This is a genomic window from Hydrogenophaga soli (assembly GCF_054777695.1).
The window spans coordinates 407617-424888 of record NZ_BAAHAK010000003.1 but is presented as its reverse complement, the minus strand read 5'-3'; the positions used below and the strand labels follow the sequence as shown (position 1 = coordinate 424888).

15 protein-coding genes are annotated in these 17272 nt (G+C 64.0%); 10 read left to right on the top strand and 5 right to left on the bottom strand.

Annotation, left to right across the window (positions count from 1 at the left end; all coding sequences use genetic code 11):
• Positions 1-8 precede the first annotated feature (8 nt).
• The 3 genes from ACYVB7_RS07875 to ACYVB7_RS07865 all read left to right on the top strand — a co-directional run bounded on the left by ACYVB7_RS07875 (position 9) and on the right by ACYVB7_RS07865 (position 2686).
• Entirely contained in the window at positions 9-503 is a 495-nt protein-coding gene (locus tag ACYVB7_RS07875) for a thioesterase family protein (RefSeq protein WP_460506191.1), read from the top strand.
• Between the two features lie 78 nt (positions 504-581).
• A complete protein-coding gene (gene ubiM, locus ACYVB7_RS07870; RefSeq protein ID WP_460506189.1) occupies positions 582-1844 on the top strand; it encodes a UbiH/UbiF/VisC/COQ6 family ubiquinone biosynthesis hydroxylase in 1263 nt (420 codons plus the stop codon).
• Positions 1845-1939: 95 nt separating this feature from the next.
• Entirely contained in the window at positions 1940-2686 is a 747-nt protein-coding gene (locus tag ACYVB7_RS07865; protein WP_460506188.1) for a DUF3047 domain-containing protein, read from the top strand.
• Between the two features lie 27 nt (positions 2687-2713).
• Here ACYVB7_RS07865 and ACYVB7_RS07860 read toward each other — a convergent pair whose 3' ends face one another.
• A complete protein-coding gene (locus ACYVB7_RS07860) occupies positions 2714-3178 on the bottom strand; it encodes an acyl-CoA thioesterase (RefSeq protein WP_460506187.1) in 465 nt (154 codons plus the stop codon).
• A 42-nt stretch (positions 3179-3220) separates the two neighbouring features.
• Between ACYVB7_RS07860 and ACYVB7_RS07855 the strand changes: the two genes are divergently transcribed.
• On the top strand, positions 3221-5164 hold the full coding sequence (locus tag ACYVB7_RS07855; RefSeq protein WP_460506186.1) for an ABCB family ABC transporter ATP-binding protein/permease: 1944 nt from the start codon (positions 3221-3223) through the stop codon (positions 5162-5164).
• Here the strand turns inward: ACYVB7_RS07855 and ACYVB7_RS07850 are convergent.
• Together ACYVB7_RS07850 and ACYVB7_RS07845 are read right to left on the bottom strand one after the other, a co-directional pair.
• Entirely contained in the window at positions 5122-6888 is a 1767-nt protein-coding gene (locus ACYVB7_RS07850) for a diguanylate cyclase domain-containing protein (RefSeq protein ID WP_460506185.1), read from the bottom strand. The genes ACYVB7_RS07855 and ACYVB7_RS07850 overlap by 43 nt on opposite strands.
• A 37-nt stretch (positions 6889-6925) precedes the next feature.
• A complete protein-coding gene (locus ACYVB7_RS07845) occupies positions 6926-9133 on the bottom strand; it encodes a carotenoid biosynthesis protein (RefSeq protein ID WP_460506184.1) in 2208 nt (735 codons plus the stop codon).
• A 135-nt stretch (positions 9134-9268) separates the two neighbouring features.
• Here ACYVB7_RS07845 and ACYVB7_RS07840 point away from each other — a divergent pair, with 135 nt between their 5' ends.
• From ACYVB7_RS07840 to argP, 6 genes are all read left to right on the top strand, one after another.
• Positions 9269-10195: a LysR substrate-binding domain-containing protein gene (locus ACYVB7_RS07840; protein WP_460506183.1), complete on the top strand. Its 927-nt coding sequence runs from the start codon at positions 9269-9271 to the stop codon at positions 10193-10195.
• A gap of 30 nt (positions 10196-10225) precedes the next feature.
• Positions 10226-11116, top strand: a complete 891-nt coding sequence (locus ACYVB7_RS07835) for an amino acid ABC transporter substrate-binding protein (protein ID WP_460506182.1) — start codon at positions 10226-10228, stop codon at positions 11114-11116.
• Positions 11117-11165: 49 nt separating this feature from the next.
• Positions 11166-12218 carry a dihydroorotase gene (gene pyrC / locus ACYVB7_RS07830; protein WP_460506181.1) on the top strand — a complete coding sequence of 351 codons (1053 nt, stop codon included), beginning with the start codon at positions 11166-11168 and terminating at the stop codon, positions 12216-12218.
• 19 nt (positions 12219-12237) lie between these two features.
• On the top strand, positions 12238-13032 hold the full coding sequence (locus tag ACYVB7_RS07825) for a DUF3025 domain-containing protein (protein ID WP_460506180.1): 795 nt from the start codon (positions 12238-12240) through the stop codon (positions 13030-13032).
• A 122-nt stretch (positions 13033-13154) separates the two neighbouring features.
• Positions 13155-14030, top strand: a complete 876-nt coding sequence (gene htpX / locus ACYVB7_RS07820; RefSeq protein WP_460506179.1) for a heat shock protein HtpX — start codon at positions 13155-13157, stop codon at positions 14028-14030.
• Between the two features lie 5 nt (positions 14031-14035).
• Complete coding sequence (argP, locus tag ACYVB7_RS07815; protein WP_460506177.1) at positions 14036-14935, top strand: HTH-type transcriptional regulator ArgP; 900 nt, start codon at positions 14036-14038, stop codon at positions 14933-14935.
• Here argP and ACYVB7_RS07810 read toward each other — a convergent pair.
• Positions 14895-16190, bottom strand: a complete 1296-nt coding sequence (locus ACYVB7_RS07810) for an SLC5/6 family protein (protein ID WP_460506176.1) — start codon at positions 16188-16190, stop codon at positions 14895-14897. The two genes, argP and ACYVB7_RS07810, sit on opposite strands and share 41 nt — an antisense overlap.
• Before the next feature lie 2 nt (positions 16191-16192).
• Complete coding sequence (locus ACYVB7_RS07805; RefSeq protein WP_460506175.1) at positions 16193-17167, bottom strand: fatty acid desaturase family protein; 975 nt, start codon at positions 17165-17167, stop codon at positions 16193-16195.
• Between the last annotated feature and the right edge of the window lie 105 nt (positions 17168-17272).

Here is a 17272-nt window from a genome sequence, read left to right as displayed (position 1 = left end):
CACCCGCCATGCCCAAATCGCGTTCTGCCGTGGCCACCGAGCCGGTGGTGTTCGAGCCTGAGTTCACCGCCGCGCTGACCGACATTTTCGAAACCCGCATCGTGTTCAACCAGATGCTGGGCATGAAGATCGTGTCCATCCTGCCCGAGCAGGTGATGGGGCGCATCCAGATGCGCCCTGAGTTGGTGGGGCACTTTGCCTACAACCGCATCCACGGCGGGGTGATCAGCGCCAGCCTGGACGCCCTGGGCGGGCTGGCGGTCATGGCGGCGATTGGTGCGCGTCACATGGACGAACCCGTGGCCCAGCGCCTGCAACGCTTTGCCAAGCTGGGCACCATTGACCTGCGCATCGACTACCTGCGCCCCGGCATTGGCGAGGTGTTCGACATGCGGGCCGAGGTCATGCGCCTGGGCTCCCGCGTGGCCAGCACGCGCATGGAGTTCCTGGGGGCCGACGGCAAGCTGTTGTCTTGCGGCAGCGCGGCCTACATCGTGTCCTGAACCCATGGGCTTGCCGCTGGCGGGGGCGTTGACCTGGGTCAACGCGGCAGCAGCGGACGGCGGCTAAGCTGCCCGGCCATGTCGGCCGCCACCTCATCCACTGCTTCTTCCGCTCACTTCGATCTGCTCATCGTGGGGGCAGGCCCTGCCGGGCTGGCGTTGGCCCAAAGCGTCAAACCTTTGGGCTTGAACGTGGCGTTGGTGGAGCAATCGCCCTTGAGCACCTTGGTGGAGCCCCTGTTTGACGGACGGGAGATCGCCCTCACCCAGCACAGCGTGAAGGTGCTCAAGGCCCTGGGCGCCTGGGAGCGCATCCCTGCCCAGGACATTTCCCCGCTGCGCGACGCCCGCGTCATGGATGGGGCCGATCCGTTTGCCATGGTCATCAGCCATGAAGACGCCCCCGCGGGCCAGGGTGGGGCAACACCCTCCGAGCTGGGGTTTTTGGTGGCCAATCACCTGATCCGGCGCGCGCTGTTTGAGACCGTCGCCCCGATGGTTGAGGGTTCAGGCAGCCCCTCGTCCTGCACCTTGATTGCCGGGCATGCCGTGCAAGCCGTGCAGGTGCTGCCCGACCGGGCCTGCGTCACGCTGGACGATGGTCGTGTGCTCACCACCGAGTTGCTGGTGGCCGCCGACAGCCGACACTCCAGCACCCGCCGTGCCCTGGGGCTGGCGGCTGACATGCACGACTTTGGGCGCAGCATGCTGGTGTGCAACATGGCGCATGACGAGCCTCACCACCATGCCGCCTGGGAGTGGTTTGACTACGGGCAGACCCTGGCTCTGCTGCCCATGAACGATTGCCCGGACACCGGGCGGCACCGGTCGTCGGTGGTGTTGACGCTGCCCAGCAGCGAGATGCAGCAGGTGCAGAACCTGACAGAAGCCGACTTCAACGCCGACATGCAGCGTCGGTTTGCCCAACGGCTGGGGGGCATGACCCTGGTCAGCACCCGGCATGTGTACCCGCTGGTGGCCGTCTACCCCAAGCGGCTGGTGGGCGCTCGCCTGGCCTGTGTGGGCGATGCGGCCTGTGGCATGCACCCGGTCACGGCCCATGGCTTCAATTTGGGGCTGCGCAGCGTGGAGGCGCTCACGCAGGCCTTGCAGCGCGGGCAGCGCCAAGGGCGGGCCTTGGCCGATCCGGCGGTGCTGGCCGCCTACGAGCGTGCCCATTGGCTGGCCAGTCGGCCCACCTACATGGCCACCCAGTGGATCACCCGTCTGTACACCCACGAAACCACGCCCGCCCGGGCCATTCGCCAGGCTGCGTTGCGCCTGGGGCAGCGTTTTGCCCCGTTCCGGCGGGCGGTGGCGGCGTCGCTCACCGGGGCTTGATCGCCCCAGGGTGTCACGTGGCGGTCGCCGGGGCTGCGTATCATCGCGCGGCTTGGCTCAGGGCCGGTGAGCCCGCCAGCGTCACGGACACACACATGAGATCGACTTTTTGGAGCACGCGGGCCTGGGCCCGGTGGTGGGTCATGGGCATGACCCTGGGGTTGCTGAGCGCTTGCCAAAGCCCGGCCACCTTGCAAGGTGCCGGCGCACCGACGCTGGAGCAACTGTTTCCCGGCTGGAAGCCCAGCCCGGTGTTGGGCAAGCGCTGGCAACCTTTTGAGTCGGTGATTCAAGACGGCGCACCCGGCATGGCGGTGCAGACGGATGCCTCCCTCAGCCTGCTGCGCACACGCTTTCAAACGCCGGTCACAACGCCGTCAACGGTTCACTTTTCCTGGTGGGTGCAAGACCTGGTGGAGGGGGCGGACCTGTCCGACACCCAAGCCAGCGATGCCCCGGTACAACTGGCCGTGGCGTTTGATGGGGACCGTTCTGCGCTGTCGGCGCGTTTCGGGATGATGTCCGAGCTGACCTTGCTGGTCACGGGTGATGCCTTGCCCTATGCCTCGCTGGTGTACGTGTGGGCCGCAGGGGACGAGCACCCGGTGGGCACGGTCATTCGAGACCCACGGACCGACCGCATCCGGTATTTGGTGGTGGAGCAAGGCCCGGCCCATCTGCGCCGCTGGGTGCACCACACGCGGGACGTGCACGCCGACTACCGCCGGGCGTTCGACGAAGAGCCCGGTCCCATCCTGGGCCTGGCCTTGATGAGCGATGCCGACAACACCCGTGGCCACACGCGGGCGGTGTTTGGCCCCGTGTCCCTCCAGCCTCGCTGACCGCGCGGGGCCAGCAGGGCGCAAGGGTCAGGCTGGCTGATCCCCTTCGCGGGGAATGGGGCGCGGACGGCCTTGTTCGTCAATGGCCACGTAGGTCAACGACGCCTCGGTCACTTTGACAAACCGGCCTTGGTCGCGGAAGCGTTCTGCAAACACCTCCACCTCCACGGTGATGGAGGTGTTGCCGATTCGGCCCACCTTGCTGAAAAAGCTCAGGATGTCGCCCACGCGCACGGGCTGCTTGAAGATGAATTGGTTGACCGCCACCGTGGCCATGCGGCCCTGCACATGGCGTGCGGGCAGCACCGACCCCGCCAGGTCCACCTGCGCCATGACCCAGCCGCCAAAAATGTCGCCATTGGCGTTGCAGTCGGCGGGCATGGGAATGACCTTCAGCACCAGTTCCTTGTCCGTGGGCAAGGGCACGGCGGGGGCGTTTCGGGGCGCGGCGTCAGCACGGGTGGCGGGCGAACTGGGCAGGGGGGCATTCATGGCAGAGCACAATTGGTGAAAAAACTGCTTTGATTGTCCGCCATGCGCCGCCACGCCTCCGTTTCCCCCGCCGATGTCCCTCCTGCCTCCGCTTCGGGGGGCAAGGTGGCGCGTTCGGACTGGACCACCCTCCAGCGCCTGTTTCCGTACCTGTGGGCGTACAAGTGGCGGGTCATGCTGGCACTGGGTTTCATGGTGGCGGCCAAAGGGGCCAACGTGGGCGTGCCCCTGCTGCTCAAGCAGTTGGTGGATGCCATGACGCCGCAGGCGGGCGGGCGCTCGCTGCTGGGGTCGCCGCCGGTGCCCGAGGTGCTCATCGTGCCGCTGGGGCTGTTGCTGGCCTACGGGGCGCTGCGGTTTTCCACCAGCCTGTTCACCGAATTGCGCGAGCTGGTGTTTGCCAAGGCCACCGAGGGGGCCACCCGCCGCATTGCCCTGCAGGTGTTCGAGCACCTGCATGCGTTGAGCCTGCGTTTTCACCTGGAGCGCCAGACGGGCGGCATGACGCGCGACATCGAGCGCGGCACGCGCGGTGTGCAGTCGCTCATTTCGTATTCGCTCTACAGCATCTTTCCCACGCTCATCGAGGTGGTGATGGTGCTCACGTTGCTGGGCACCCGGTTCGATGCGGGTTATGTGTGGATCACCCTGGCGGCGTTGGTGGGCTACGTGGCCTTCACGGTGGTGGTGACCGAGTGGCGCACCCAGTTCCGCCGCGAGATGAACGAGCTGGACTCGGTGTCGCACAGCAAAGCCATCGATTCGCTGCTGAACTACGAAACGGTCAAGTACTTCAACAACGAAGCCTTTGAGGCCCAGCGCTACGACACCAGCCTGGACCAGTTGCGCAAGGCCCGCATCAAAAGCCAGCGCACCCTCAGCCTGTTGAACACCGGGCAACAGCTCATCATTGCCGGGGCCTTGGTGGCCATGCTCTGGCGGGCCACCCACGCGGTGGCGCTGGGACAGATGACGCTGGGCGACTTGGTGATGATCAACGCCTTCATGATCCAGCTCTACATCCCGCTGGGCTTTCTGGGCGTGCTGTACCGCGAGATCAAGCAAAGCCTGACCGACTTGGACAAGATGTTCACGCTATTGGAAAGAGAGCGTGAAGTGTCCGATGAGAAAGCGTCAGGGCCACTTTTAGTTCATAAAAATGGGCCGCAACCTTCGGTGCGTTTTGTCAACGTGCGCTTTGGGTACCACCCGGACCGAGAGATCTTGCATGGCATCGGCTTCGAGATTCCGCCCGGGCAGACGGTGGCGGTGGTGGGGCCGTCGGGGTCGGGCAAGTCCACGCTGGCGCGGCTGATGTACCGCTTCTACGACGTCGGCAACCCTGCTGAAGGCGGGCGCATCGAAATCGCCGGGCAGGACGTGCGCCATGTCACCCAGGCCAGTGTGCGCGCGGCCATTGGCATCGTGCCGCAGGACACGGTGCTGTTCAACGACACCATCGAATACAACATCCGCTACGGTCGGCCGGACGCCACCCGCGAGGAGGTGGAGGCTGCGGCCAGGGCCGCCCGCATCCACGACTTCATCGTCAGCCTGCCGCAGGGCTATGCCACGCCGGTGGGCGAGCGGGGGCTGAAGCTGTCGGGTGGTGAAAAGCAGCGGGTGGCCATTGCGCGCACCCTGCTGAAGAACCCGCCCATCGTCATCTTCGACGAGGCCACCAGTGCATTGGATTCAGCCAACGAACGCGCCATCCAGGCCGAACTGAAAACGGCCGCGGCCAACAAGACCACGCTGGTCATTGCCCACCGCCTGTCCACCGTGGTGGACGCGCACGAGATCCTGGTGCTGGAACACGGAACCATTGTGGAGCGAGGCACCCATGCCGATCTGCTGGCGCTGGGTGGGGTGTATGCCCGCATGTGGGCGTTGCAGCAAAGTGCCGATGCGTCCACGGACGAGACGGCCGTCCCGTCGCCGGATCAGTTCGTCTCCGGCACTGAAGCGTTGGCGGTCGCCCCATAACGCCTCACACAGTGTTTGCCGCCGCTCTTGCCGGCGTACATGGCTTCGTCGGCCTGGCGCAGCAAGGTGTGGGCGTCCAGCCCGTCTTCGGGGGCCACGGCATAACCCGCGGTCAGGCCCACGTGGCAGATCGCGCCGTTGGGCAGCACAAAGGGTTCTGAGAACGCCTGCAGCAGTTTGTCGCCCATGTCGGCCGCTTGAAGGGCATTGGGCAGGTTGGTGAACAGCACCACGAATTCATCGCCACCCAGGCGGGCCACCACATCGCTGTTGCGCACCAGGCCTTTGAGTCGGGCAGCCACGGCCACCAACAGGGTGTCCCCCACGTCGTGGCCGTGTTGGTCGTTGATGGGTTTGAACCCATCCAGGTCCAGCATGAACACCGCCACCAGGTTGTCGGGCTTGGCCGAGTGCACCACCGCCCCCATGCCCGCATGCAGCCCTCGGCGGTTGAGCAGGGAGGTCAGCGGGTCGGTGTGGGCCAGCGAGCGCAGGGTTTCCTGCTCCAGCGAGGCGTGGCGCATGGCGTTGTGCAAGGCCTGGGTGCGCAGACCCAGCATGCGCAGGAAGATCAGCATGTCCACCGTGGCCCCGATCTGGTAGGAGTGCATGGTCCAGGGGTTCACGCCGATGCGGCCCTTGATCACTTCGACCAGGATGGCCGCGGCCACAAAATGGCTGATCCAGGCCACAAAGAACCAGCCGCCCATGGGGTCACCGCGGCGGGCCCGGGTGAGCGCCGACGGCGCCGCCAACAGTGCCGGGGCCAGTCCGACGGTGCTGGTGATGGCGGTGACGGTCTGGATGGTGATGAGGTCCAGCGCAAAGGCCAGGCCGGTGCAGGCAGTGAAGGCGGCACCCCACTTCATGAGTCGGCCCAGCCAGGGCTTGAGTTCCGGCCCGCGCATGGCGTGTTCGTTGAACAGGAACGACCCGGTGGACGCGATCATGGCGGACAGGCCGGACATGTGGGTTTCCACCCAGGGCACCTTGCCCCACACGTACTGGGCCCCAATGCCAAAGTGCAGCAGCGAAAACAGCAGACTGCCCGTGATCAGCAGCGCGTATTTGCCATACAGCAGGTCCTTCAGGATCAACCACTGTCCCAGGCTGTAGACCAGCAGGCACAAGGCCAGGCCGGTCAACAGCCCTTGCAGCATTTGTTCACCTTGCACCAGTTGGTGAAACACCCGCGGGCGTTGAAAAGAGATCGGAAGGATCAGCGCCCCGTTGTGGGACACCCGCAGGTACACGTCCACGCGGTCGCCGTCGGGCAATTCCACGTCAAACGCATGTGAAGGGGTGGGAATGCGCCGCTGCTCAAATGGCGCCATGTTGCCTTGCGCTCGGTGCTGGAGCACCTGTCCCTGGTGAACCAGGAAGAACTCCACCGAGTTCAGCACCGGGTAGTTGACGTCAACGATCCACAGCCCGCCAGCCCCTGGCTGAACGTGGATGGGCACATGCACCCACACCGGGCCCTGGCTCAGGCCCAGGGTGGCGTAGGCGGTGGTGGGCGTGGAAAAAGCGTCTCGAGATGCCATCACCTCCGAAATCGCCAGGCGGTTGGGGCCCTCTGTCAGGATTTGCACTGCTGGCCATGCCTCTGCGCGTTGGATGTCCGCGTTCAGCTCCAGCGCAGGCTGGGCATGGGCGGCCACGAGTCCGCCCAACACCAGCCACACGCAAAGCCCCAAGACCCAGCGCCAAATGGGGGCCAGCACTGACAAGGGGACGGGTGACAGGGGATGCGTCACGGGGTCAAGGCGTCTGTCGAGGGCGCCATGAGCCCTGCCGCGTCAGGAGGTCTTCCACACCGTTGAGCCAGTGGGGGGCTTTGGGATCGTCGGACCAGCCGTCCACGGTTTGGTGCATCTGGTTGAGCAGATGGTCAGGCAGGCGCAGGGGACGGGTCTGGTCCATCAGCAGGGTGGTGATGGTGTGGTAGCCCAGCACCCGGGTGAGCATGCGGGAGAGTGAGAAGCCCGGGATGAAGAATCCCACCACACCGTCGATGATCCGAATCGTCAGCATGCCCGCGCAAAAGAAGAAGCGTTGAATCCAGTTGGATGAACTGCGGGTCACGCCAATGCATTGGGCGGAGGCGTCACCGCAGAGGTAGCGCGTGAGCTGAGGGGGCACGCACCTGAGCAGTTTAAGGGGGATGGCCCGTTCCATGGCCTGCATCAGGGCTTGTCCGAGTGCGGGGCGGGGGTCGGGTGCGGGTGTGGGCAGAAAGCCCCGGGCCTGCAGTTGCACGAACAGGGCTTGTGCGTCGTCCATGGTGTGGGCCATCAGGTCGTCGTGGATGCCCAGAACGTGTCCCACCACGTTCCAGGTGTGCAGGTAGGCCTCTTCGTCGGCTGCGCACAGCCCAAGTCCCAGGGTGCGCAGGCCTTGCAGATACACGTAGGAGAAGGTCAGCAGCGTGTAGGCCTGCTCTTCCTGGTTGCAGGGCAGGCCGTCCTGTCCCAGGTTCCACCCATGCGCCCACAAGGCCTGGTGCAGGCTGGCGGTGGGATCGGTCGTGCCCAGCGGATGGACTTGCCCGGCCCCCGGGACGTGCAACTGATTGCCCAGCGCCTGCATGGCCGCTTCGGGGCTTTGGCGCAGGATCAGGTGGCGAATCATGGCGTGGATCAGCCTCACCTTCAGGGTTTGGGTGACGCCACTGCCCTCCGGCTGGGTCAAGCCGCCGCTGAACATGACCGGGAAGATCATGGCTGCCGTCATGCGGATGCGGTGTTCGGTGTGTTTTTCCAATTGCCCGGACAGGTGCAGCACGGTGGACAGGTCAGGCAGCACATAACACTGCGGCAGGCTGGCGCAGAACAGCAGGGTGCACGACAACACCCCGTTGTCCACAAACAGGGCCTCGGCCCGTCCGATCTTGTCCGCATCGGCCCAGCTGGGCAGCACCTGCCCTTGGGCCAGGTACTGTTTCACGGCCTGGGTGATGGCGGGGTCCAGTGCCTCCGGGCTGGGGTTCCAGTCGTTCAGGCTCTGGTTGGTGGTCCATTGACTGAACTGCTTGTTGACTTGTTCGATGCGTGCCAGGGTTTGGGCCGCGTCGCCCTGCCCGGCAATGGCGCTCACCGTGTCGTCGGCCAGTGGATCGGTCACGTAGCGCATGTGGGCCAGGCGGGCGTCGGACACCGGGCTGGGCACCTTGGGCTGCGCCCACACCTGTTTCCAGTGCTGCCAGCCCACCAGGGCGGCGATCAACGGCAACCCCATGGCAAACAAGGCGATGACCCGGGTTTCGATGGGGTTGCCCAGCAAGGCCTGGAACACCATGAACCCCCCATAAATGCCCAGCGGCAGCAGGGCCTGGCCGGGTGTGTACTCGGGGTTGGGCTGCACCGGGCGGCGGTGGGTGAGCCACTGGAACACCACACCGATGGCCATGGACACCGTCATCCAGCCCGCAAAGCCCTGCAGGGTTTCGCCGAACCATCCGCCATCGGTCTTGGCCATGATCCACGCCTTGAGGGTGTAGACGAAATAGGGGTCGGCTCCCAGGTCGAACGCCGTCACCAGCATGGCCGTGAGGAACACCAAAAACAGCCTGCCCCGCAGACTTTGGGGCGTGACGGCTGGGGTGCGCCAAACGATCAGGCAGGCCAGCACGTAGCCGCAGTAGACCAGCGAGAACCACATCAGCGGAATGACCGCGGGCACCGAGCCCAACGTCCAACCCAGCACATCGGTGTAGGTGTACTGGCCAAAGAACCAACCGCGGGTGGTACCCATTTGTTCGGCAAACCAGCCCATGCTGGTGCCCAAAAGCACCAGCAGGCTGGCCCGGCGCATGCCCAGCAGATGACCTGCATTGGCCCAGCAGGTGGCAAACATCAGCAGCGAACTGAGCACCACGGCCACGGTGGTGTCGTTGTGTGTGCGCCACGCCATGGTCAGCACGAACGCACCAAACAGGGCATAGGCCCAACGGTTCCAAGGGATGTTCATGGAGGAAGGCGGCGGGCCGCGGAGTTGATGGGGTGTAACTATTGTTACAAAGTGTGAACAATCGTTTAATCATGCAATCCGTGCATGTGCACGGGAAATTTGCCCCTTTTCCGTTCATTGAAAGTTGGGAGTGTCATGGAAACCAAATGGCTTGAGGACTTTGTGAGTCTGGCTGAAACCCGCAGCTTCAGTCGGTCGGCGCAGTTGCGTCATGTGACCCAGCCTGCTTTTTCGCGCCGCATCCAATCGTTGGAAGCATGGGCGGGGACCGATTTGGTGGATCGGTCCTCCTACCCCACGCGGTTGACGCCTGCGGGTCAGACCCTGTACGAGCAATCGCTGGAAATACTGCAGGCCCTGCAGTCCACGCGGGCGATGTTGCGGGCGCACAGCGCGGTGGCGGATGACACCATCGAGTTTGCGGTGCCGCACTCGCTGGCGTTCACCTTTTTCCCAACATGGCTGTCTGGCTTGCGGGAGAGTTGCGGGCCGATCAAGACCCGCCTCACGGCGCTCAATGTGCACGATGCCGTGCTGCGGTTGGTGGAAGGGCATGCCGATTTGCTGATTGCCTTTCACCATGCGCTGCAACCCATCCGGCTCGACGCCGATCGTTACGAGATGCTGCCCCTGGGCACCGAGGTGTTGGCTCCCTGTGTGAAGGCCAATGAGCAGGGGCAGCCCTTGTTCCCCTTGCCTGGTTTGGCCAACCACCCGGTGCCCTACCTGGCGTATGCCCCCGGCGCCTACCTGGGGCGTGTGGTGGAGGCGGCCATCAAGCAAACCAAGGCCACTGTGCACCTGGAGCGGGTGTATGAAACCGACATGGCCGAGGGGCTCAAGGCCATGGCCCGTGAGGGACATGGGGTGGCCTTCCTGCCTTTGTCCGCGGTTCGGCGGGATCTGGAGTCGGGCAAGCTGGTTCGCGCTGGAGATGGCATGGATCTTGTATTGGATGTTCGCATTTACCGCGAACGGCCTCAGAATGGCAGCAAACCCAAGGGCGCGGCCCAGCGCTTTTGGGAAGCGCTGGAGCGCTCCATACGGCCCGTTCGGTCCTGATTTTTCTCGGCAAAAAGGGTCACAAGCATCATGAATCGTTGGAACAAGGGTTTGACGGCGTTGTGGGTGACCTTGGCTTGCGCAGGCAGTGCCTGGGGCGGTCCGGTGCTCGACCGGATCCGGCAGGATGGGCGCCTGGTCATTGCCCATCGCGACACGTCGGTGCCGTTCTCCTACGTGTTGCCGGATGGCAAGCCTGTGGGGTATGCCGTCGAGTTGTGTCAGCGCATCGCGCTGGCGGTGCAAAAGCAGCTCAAGCTCGACAAGTTGAACGTGACCTACGCCCTGGTCACTTCGGCCAACCGGTTGGAGTTCATCCAGAAAGGTCAGGCGGACCTGGAATGTGGCTCCACCACCAACAATGCCGCCCGGCGTGAAAAGGTGGCGTTCACCATCCCCCACTACATCACGGGCGCTCGCATGCTCGTCAAGGCCGACAGCAAGGTGGACCGGGTGGATTCGCTGGCACTCAAAACCGTGGTGTCCACCAAAAGCACCACCCCGCTGGACGCGATGCGTCGCCTCAACGCCGAACGAGGCCTGAACCTGAAAATCGTCGAATCGGCCAACCACTCGCAAGGTGTGGACATGGTGTTGAAAGGCGAGGCTGACGCCTTTGTGATGGACGATGTGCTGCTGTTCGGCTTGGTGGCGGCCTTGCCCGACCCCAGCCAGGCCAAGGTGGTCGGGCGTTACCTCACCACCGAACCGCTGGCCATCATGCTGTCCAAGGACGACCTCGATTTCAAGAAGATGGTGGACGATGAAATGCGCCGCCTCATCACCAGTGGCGAGGCCTTCAAGATCTACCAGCATTGGTTTGAAAAGCCCATCCCGCCCAGTGGCCGCGCGTTGAACCTGCCCATCAACTACCTGTTGCGCGACTTCTGGAAATACCCCACCGACCAGGTGCCGTTCTGATGCGGCCCTCTGCGCCCTGATGGGGCGCCGGGTTTGGGACAATCAGGGCATGAACGCCCCAGCCCCCCAATCCATCACCCTCACCCGCCCCGACGATTGGCACCTGCACGTGCGCGACGGAGCCGCACTGGCCAGCGTGGTGCCACACACCGCTGCCCAGTTTGGCCGGGCCATTGTCATGCCCAACCTCCGGCCCCCGGTCACCACGGCCGCACAAGCGGTGGCTTACCGCGACCGCATCCGCGCCGCGGTGCCCGCGGGCGTGGACTTTGAACCCTTGATGACGCTGTACCTGACCGACAACCTGCCGCCCGACGAAATCGCCCGGGCCAAGGACGCCGGGGTGGTCGCCTGCAAGCTCTACCCCGCCGGGGCCACCACCAACAGTGACGCGGGTGTGACCGACATCCGCAAGACCGACAAGACCCTGGAGGCCATGCAACGCGCCGGCCTGCTGTTGCTGGTGCACGGCGAAGTCACCAGCCCCGACATCGACCTGTTTGACCGCGAGGCCGTGTTCATCGACCAGCAGCTCATCCCGCTGCGCCGCGACTTTCCCGGGTTGAAGATCGTGTTCGAGCACATCACCACCCAAGAAGCCGCCCAGTACGTGGCCGACGAGTCCGCCAGCGGCCCCCACACCGCGGCCACCCTGACCGCCCACCACCTGCTGTACAACCGCAACGCCATCTTCACCGGCGGCGTGCGGCCCCACTACTACTGCCTGCCGGTGCTCAAGCGCGAAACCCACCGCCAGGCCCTGGTGCAGGCGGCCACCAGCGGCAGTGCCCGCTTTTTCCTGGGCACCGACAGCGCCCCCCATCCGGCCCACTTGAAAGAGCACGCCAGCGGCTGCGCGGGGTGTTACACCGCCCACGCCGCCATGGAGCTGTACGCCGAAGCTTTTGACCGTGCTGGTGCCCTGGACAAGCTGGAAGCCTTTGCCAGCTTCAACGGTCCTGCCTTTTACGGTCTGCCGCGCAACACCGGCACCATCACCCTGCGGCGTGAAACCTGGACGCCGCCCGAAAGCTATCCATTTGGCGAAGGGGTGGTCAAACCGCTGGGTGGCGGCGAGGTCTTGAACTGGAAATTGGCCTGATCCGCCCGGGAGCGCGCCCATGTGTTTGCATGCCGTGTCACCGCTGCCTGTGGATGGGACGGTCGGGCCCTGGGCGGCGCTGGATTGGAACCGCCCCTGGCTGACCGACATGGCCCCTGCGGGCCTGACCGTTGACGATGCAGTGCTGCGTGGCGTGGGGGTGGCTGACGCCCTCAATGCCGCGTGGCGCAATGACCCGGCTCCTGTGCGTTTTGTGCCTCAGACCGCATTGCCCGACGGCGAAGCCTACGAACGTTTCATCAGCGAGACGGGGCAGGTGCCCACCCGGGACAACCTGCACGACCTGTTCAATGGCTTGGTTTGGCAGACATTTCCTCAGTCAAAAGCGGCGTTGAACCGCTTGCATCGTGCGGAAATTTCTGCTAATGGTGTGGGGGCCGTGCGTGGCCCCGTGCGCGACGCAGCCACCCTGTTCGATGAAAACGGCGCAGTGCTGCTGGCCCCTGCCGCCCTGTGGGATGCCCTGTTGGCCCGAGATTGGGTGCAGCTGTTTGTGACACTGCGCCCGCTTTGGGCACAGGCCCGGCTGGTGCTGTTCGGGCATGCCCTGATGGAGCAACTGGTATACCCAAGAAAAAGCATCACTGCGCATGTTCTGATTGAACAGTTTGCTATTAATAATGAAGTTAATCTGGATGCTGCCCTGGCCGAGCGCTTGACCGCTGACCACTTGCGCCAGAAGCCTTTCACCCCCTTGCCGGTGTTGGGCGTGCCGGGGTGGTGGCCTGCCAACCAGGCCCCTGACTTTTATGCCGACACCCAGGTGTTCCGGCCCCGGCGTTCGTCCGTTTGAGGGGCGTGGCCCGGCGCAGGGTTACCGTGGTGGGGTGAAGGGGCTTGGCGGCCGGTTGAAGTCCAGCGGTCTCGGCCTCATATGATCGCCCTGGTCTGTTCAACCTTGATGGAGTCCTGTCCATGAAACGCATCCTCTTGTTCGTGCTCACCAACTTTGCGGTGATGGCCGTGCTGCTGGTCACGACCCGCCTGCTGGGGGTGGATCGCTACCTCACGGCCAACGGGCTCAACCTGGGGGCGCTGGCCGTGTTTTCGCTCATCATGGGCTTTGGTGGCGCCACCATTTCGCTGCTGATGAGCAAGCAGATTGCCAAGTGGTCCACCCCGGGCTTGGAAATCATCAACCAGCCCCGCAACGCCGACGAGGCCTGGATCGTCAGCACCGTGCAGGGTTTTGCCCAGAAGGCGGGTATTGGCATGCCCGAGGTCGGCGTTTACGAAGGCGAACCCAATGCGTTTGCCACCGGGGCCAACAAAAACGCTGCGCTGGTGGCCGTGTCGACCGGCTTGCTGCGGGGCATGACCCGCGAAGAGGTGGAGGCCGTCATTGGCCACGAGGTGGCCCACGTGGCCAACGGTGACATGGTCACCATGACCCTCATCCAGGGCGTGATGAACACCTTTGTGGTGTTCCTCAGCCGCGTGATCGGCTACGCGGTGGACAGTTTCCTGCGCCGCAACGACGAGGAAAGCCACGGCCCCGGCATTGGCTACATGATCACCAGCTTTGTGCTGGAACTGGTGCTGGGCTTCCTGGCGGGCATGGTGGTGGCCTGGTTCAGTCGCCAGCGCGAGTTCCGCGCCGACGCTGGTGCCGCCGAGCTGATGGGGCGCAAACAGCCCATGATCAACGCCCTGGCCCGCCTGGGTGGGCTGGAGCCGGGCGTCCTGCCGCAGAACATGGCGGCCATGGGCATCACCGGTGGGTTGGGCAAACTGTTTTCCACCCACCCGCCCATTGAAGAACGCATCGAGGCGTTGCGCAACGCCGCTTGAACGCCATGTTTGATCGCGCCCAACTGGAGGCCTTTTTTGCCGTGGTGCAGCACGGCAGCTTTGAGCGGGCGGCCCAAGCGTTGCATGTGACACGCGGGGCGGTGTCGCAGCGCGTCAAAGCCCTGGAAGAGGCCATGTCCACCCTGCTGGTGACCCGCAACAAGCCCGTGGTGGCCACCCAAAAAGGGGAAATCCTGCTGCGTCACGTCAGGACATTGCGGGCCATGGAGGACGACACCCTGTGTGCCCTGTTGCCTGCACAGCGTGATCGGACGCCAGTGCCCATGGCCATTGCCGTGAATGCCGATTCGTTGGCCACTTGGTTTGCCCCGTTGGTGGTGCAACTGTTGGGGCGGTTGAACATTGCCCTCGAAATCATCGCCGACGACCAGGACCACACCTTTGCGCGATTGACCAAGGGCGATGTGGTGGGGTGTGTGTCCAGTGCGCCTGGTGCGGTCCAAGGGTTTGAGTCGGTGCCCCTGGGGGCCATGCACTATGTGTGTGTGGCCACCCCGGCGTTCAAGCAGAAGCACTTTCCGAAAGGCGTGTCGCTGGCGGCGGTGCTGAATGCACCGGCCTTGCTGTTTGACCGCAAGGACGCGTTGCACGATCAGTACTTGGCCCTGCTGTTTGGGGTCAAGGGGGTGCAGTATCCCCGCCATCACTTCCCGTCGGCTTCCATCTTGCTGAATGGCATTTCAGCAGGGCTGGGTTATGCCATGGCGGCTGAGTTGAATGTGTCACCTTTGCTGGCCAGTGGACAGTTGGAGGAACTCACCCCTGGATGCAAGGTCACCGTGCCCCTGTATTGGCACCATTGGAAGATGGAACTTCCCCTGGCCCAGGCCATGACGCAGATCATCACGGCACACGCACACCGGGCCTTGAGCCCATTGCACTGAGCCCGTTGGCGGCGGTGTACCCCAAGAGGGTCACGAGGGAGGCCAGCACGCCGGCCACGAGCGACAACACATCGGCATCCCAGGCGGTGAGCCCGGCCCAACCGAACAGGTAAGCCACGGTGGATGCTGTCCAACCCGCCTGCATGGCCCACCATGCGCACCGGGGCGGGATGTGCCACGGGGTGAACAGGGCCACAAACACCACGCCGATTGCGCCCAGGTACACCATGTTCAAAGCCACCATGGTGTCCACAATCGCTTGTCCCCGCGAGGCGATCATCCCGCCCAGCAGCACCATGGACAGGTGGATGGCAACCGATGGGCGTTCGCGGCCCAAGGCACTTTGCATTGCAGAGGTCATGGCCCGAACGATGGCGGCTGCCGAGCCCAATGCAGCGGTCAGCAAGACCGCCAAGACCACCCACCCGTACCCGGCGGCCAGCTTTTGGGCAACGCCCGACATGATGAATGGCATGATCTGGTTGCCCACGTTCGGCTGCATTGCCCCAGGGCTGTTCTGATACGCCACCACCACCGCAGCGGGGACAAAGCCAAACAAGAACAAAAAACCGGCCGCCATCAAACAACCTGCCACCGCGGCACGCGAACTTTTGGCCTCCATCACAAACTGCTGGTAGTCTGCACCGGTGACCACCAGCGGGGCGATGGCCAAGAAAACGGCCCACAGCCTCACGCCGGGCACGCGTGGCAAATCGCTGGCAAACAAGGGCAGGGCCCGCATCAGCACCGGCAGGCCATCGACCGATAGCAGGGCATACAGCAGCAGCAGGCTGCTGGCGGCAAGGCACATGGCAAAGACTCTTGCGGCGTGTGCCAGGGCCAGCCTGGACGCCACAAATATCAGGCTCAGCATCAGGGCATATGCGGGGAGTGTGGGCAAACCCATCAGCGTGACCACGGCCACTCCACCGTGGATTTGGGCGGCCAAGACGCCACTCATCCACACCACCGACAGCATGGCCACCAACGTGCTGACCTTGGCTCCGTACGCTGCGCCCAGCACCTGCCAAATCTGCATGCCCTTGCGCCACAGTGCGGGGGCGGTGAACGCAAGCCATGCAATGCCCAGTGCGGTGACCATGGCATACAGGCTGCCGGCCATGCCCCACGCCAGGGCCACTTCACCGCTGCCAAACAGAAAACCGATGCCGTAGCTGGCTGATACCAGCAACGTGGCCACTTGCCATGCGCTCAACCGGGGTGGGGACGAGGGGTTCACTGCGGTTGGGTCCATGGTCAGGCGTGCACAACGGCTTGGGGTCCCCGCAGGTAGCTGCTGCACACGCGTGCCTGTTGCTGAAACTGGGGCAGTTTCAGCAAGATTTGGTGGGCGGCGGGCAGGTGATAGTAGGGGACGGTTGGCAGCAGGTGGTGCGTCAGGTGATACCCGTTGTTCTTGGGGTGGATCAGCCAACCCAGGACACCTCCGGCCGTGATGTCTCGTGAAAACTGGAAAATCCCACCAGGCTCTCGTCCAAAGTGATCGCACATTTCGCGAAAAAGGGTGATCAGAAAGAACACACTGGCTCTGGCCGTCAACCACAGAGCCAGGAAGGCGGCGGCTGCGTACCACCCACCTGCTGCACCGATGCAGGTCAGCAGCCCGAGCCACCAAAGAGCCATGTACAGCCGCCTGAAGCCGCGCAGGGGTTTGGCAAAGTCACCCGCGAGGGTGCCAAACCACAGTTGGGGGTTGAACAAATTGGCCACAAAGGTTTCACGCCAGCAGGATCGGTCGGCGCCTGCGGAAGGCATGAAATCGGGGTCGTTCTGGGGGTGCCCGAGATGCATGTGGTGTGCCAAATGGGCTTTGCGGTAGTGATCAAAATCGGCGAACAGCAACGGCGCGACCAAACCACGTGCGATGAGGTCGTTCACTTCGGCGCGACGACTCACATTGCGGTGACTCAAGTCGTGAAGCACGTTACCCAATGCGCGCTGCCTGTTGCCCAAGATCAGCAGTGACGGTGCCACGGCCCACGCACCGTACTGAATGACCGCCCACACGGCGGCAGTCAAACAAAAAACATCCCATGTCAGGTGCAGGAGTGAGCGCAGCAAAGAGGTCTGGAGCAGGGGTGTTTGATCGAAGGCGGATTGCTCCAACGCGGACCTGATTTGCCGCAGGTCTTTGATGACCAGCTGTTCAAACCCAGACGATGTGCTGGCGGTGGTGGGCGAATGTGGCGCAACGGGGGTGATCGGACTCATGGGGTGCTGTCGCTGAACTGCAGAAGCAAGGGTGGGCGTGCATGCTATGAGTCGAGGCTGCTATCGTGGCGCGAGGTTAGAAAAACTAACCCGGCGTTAGAAATA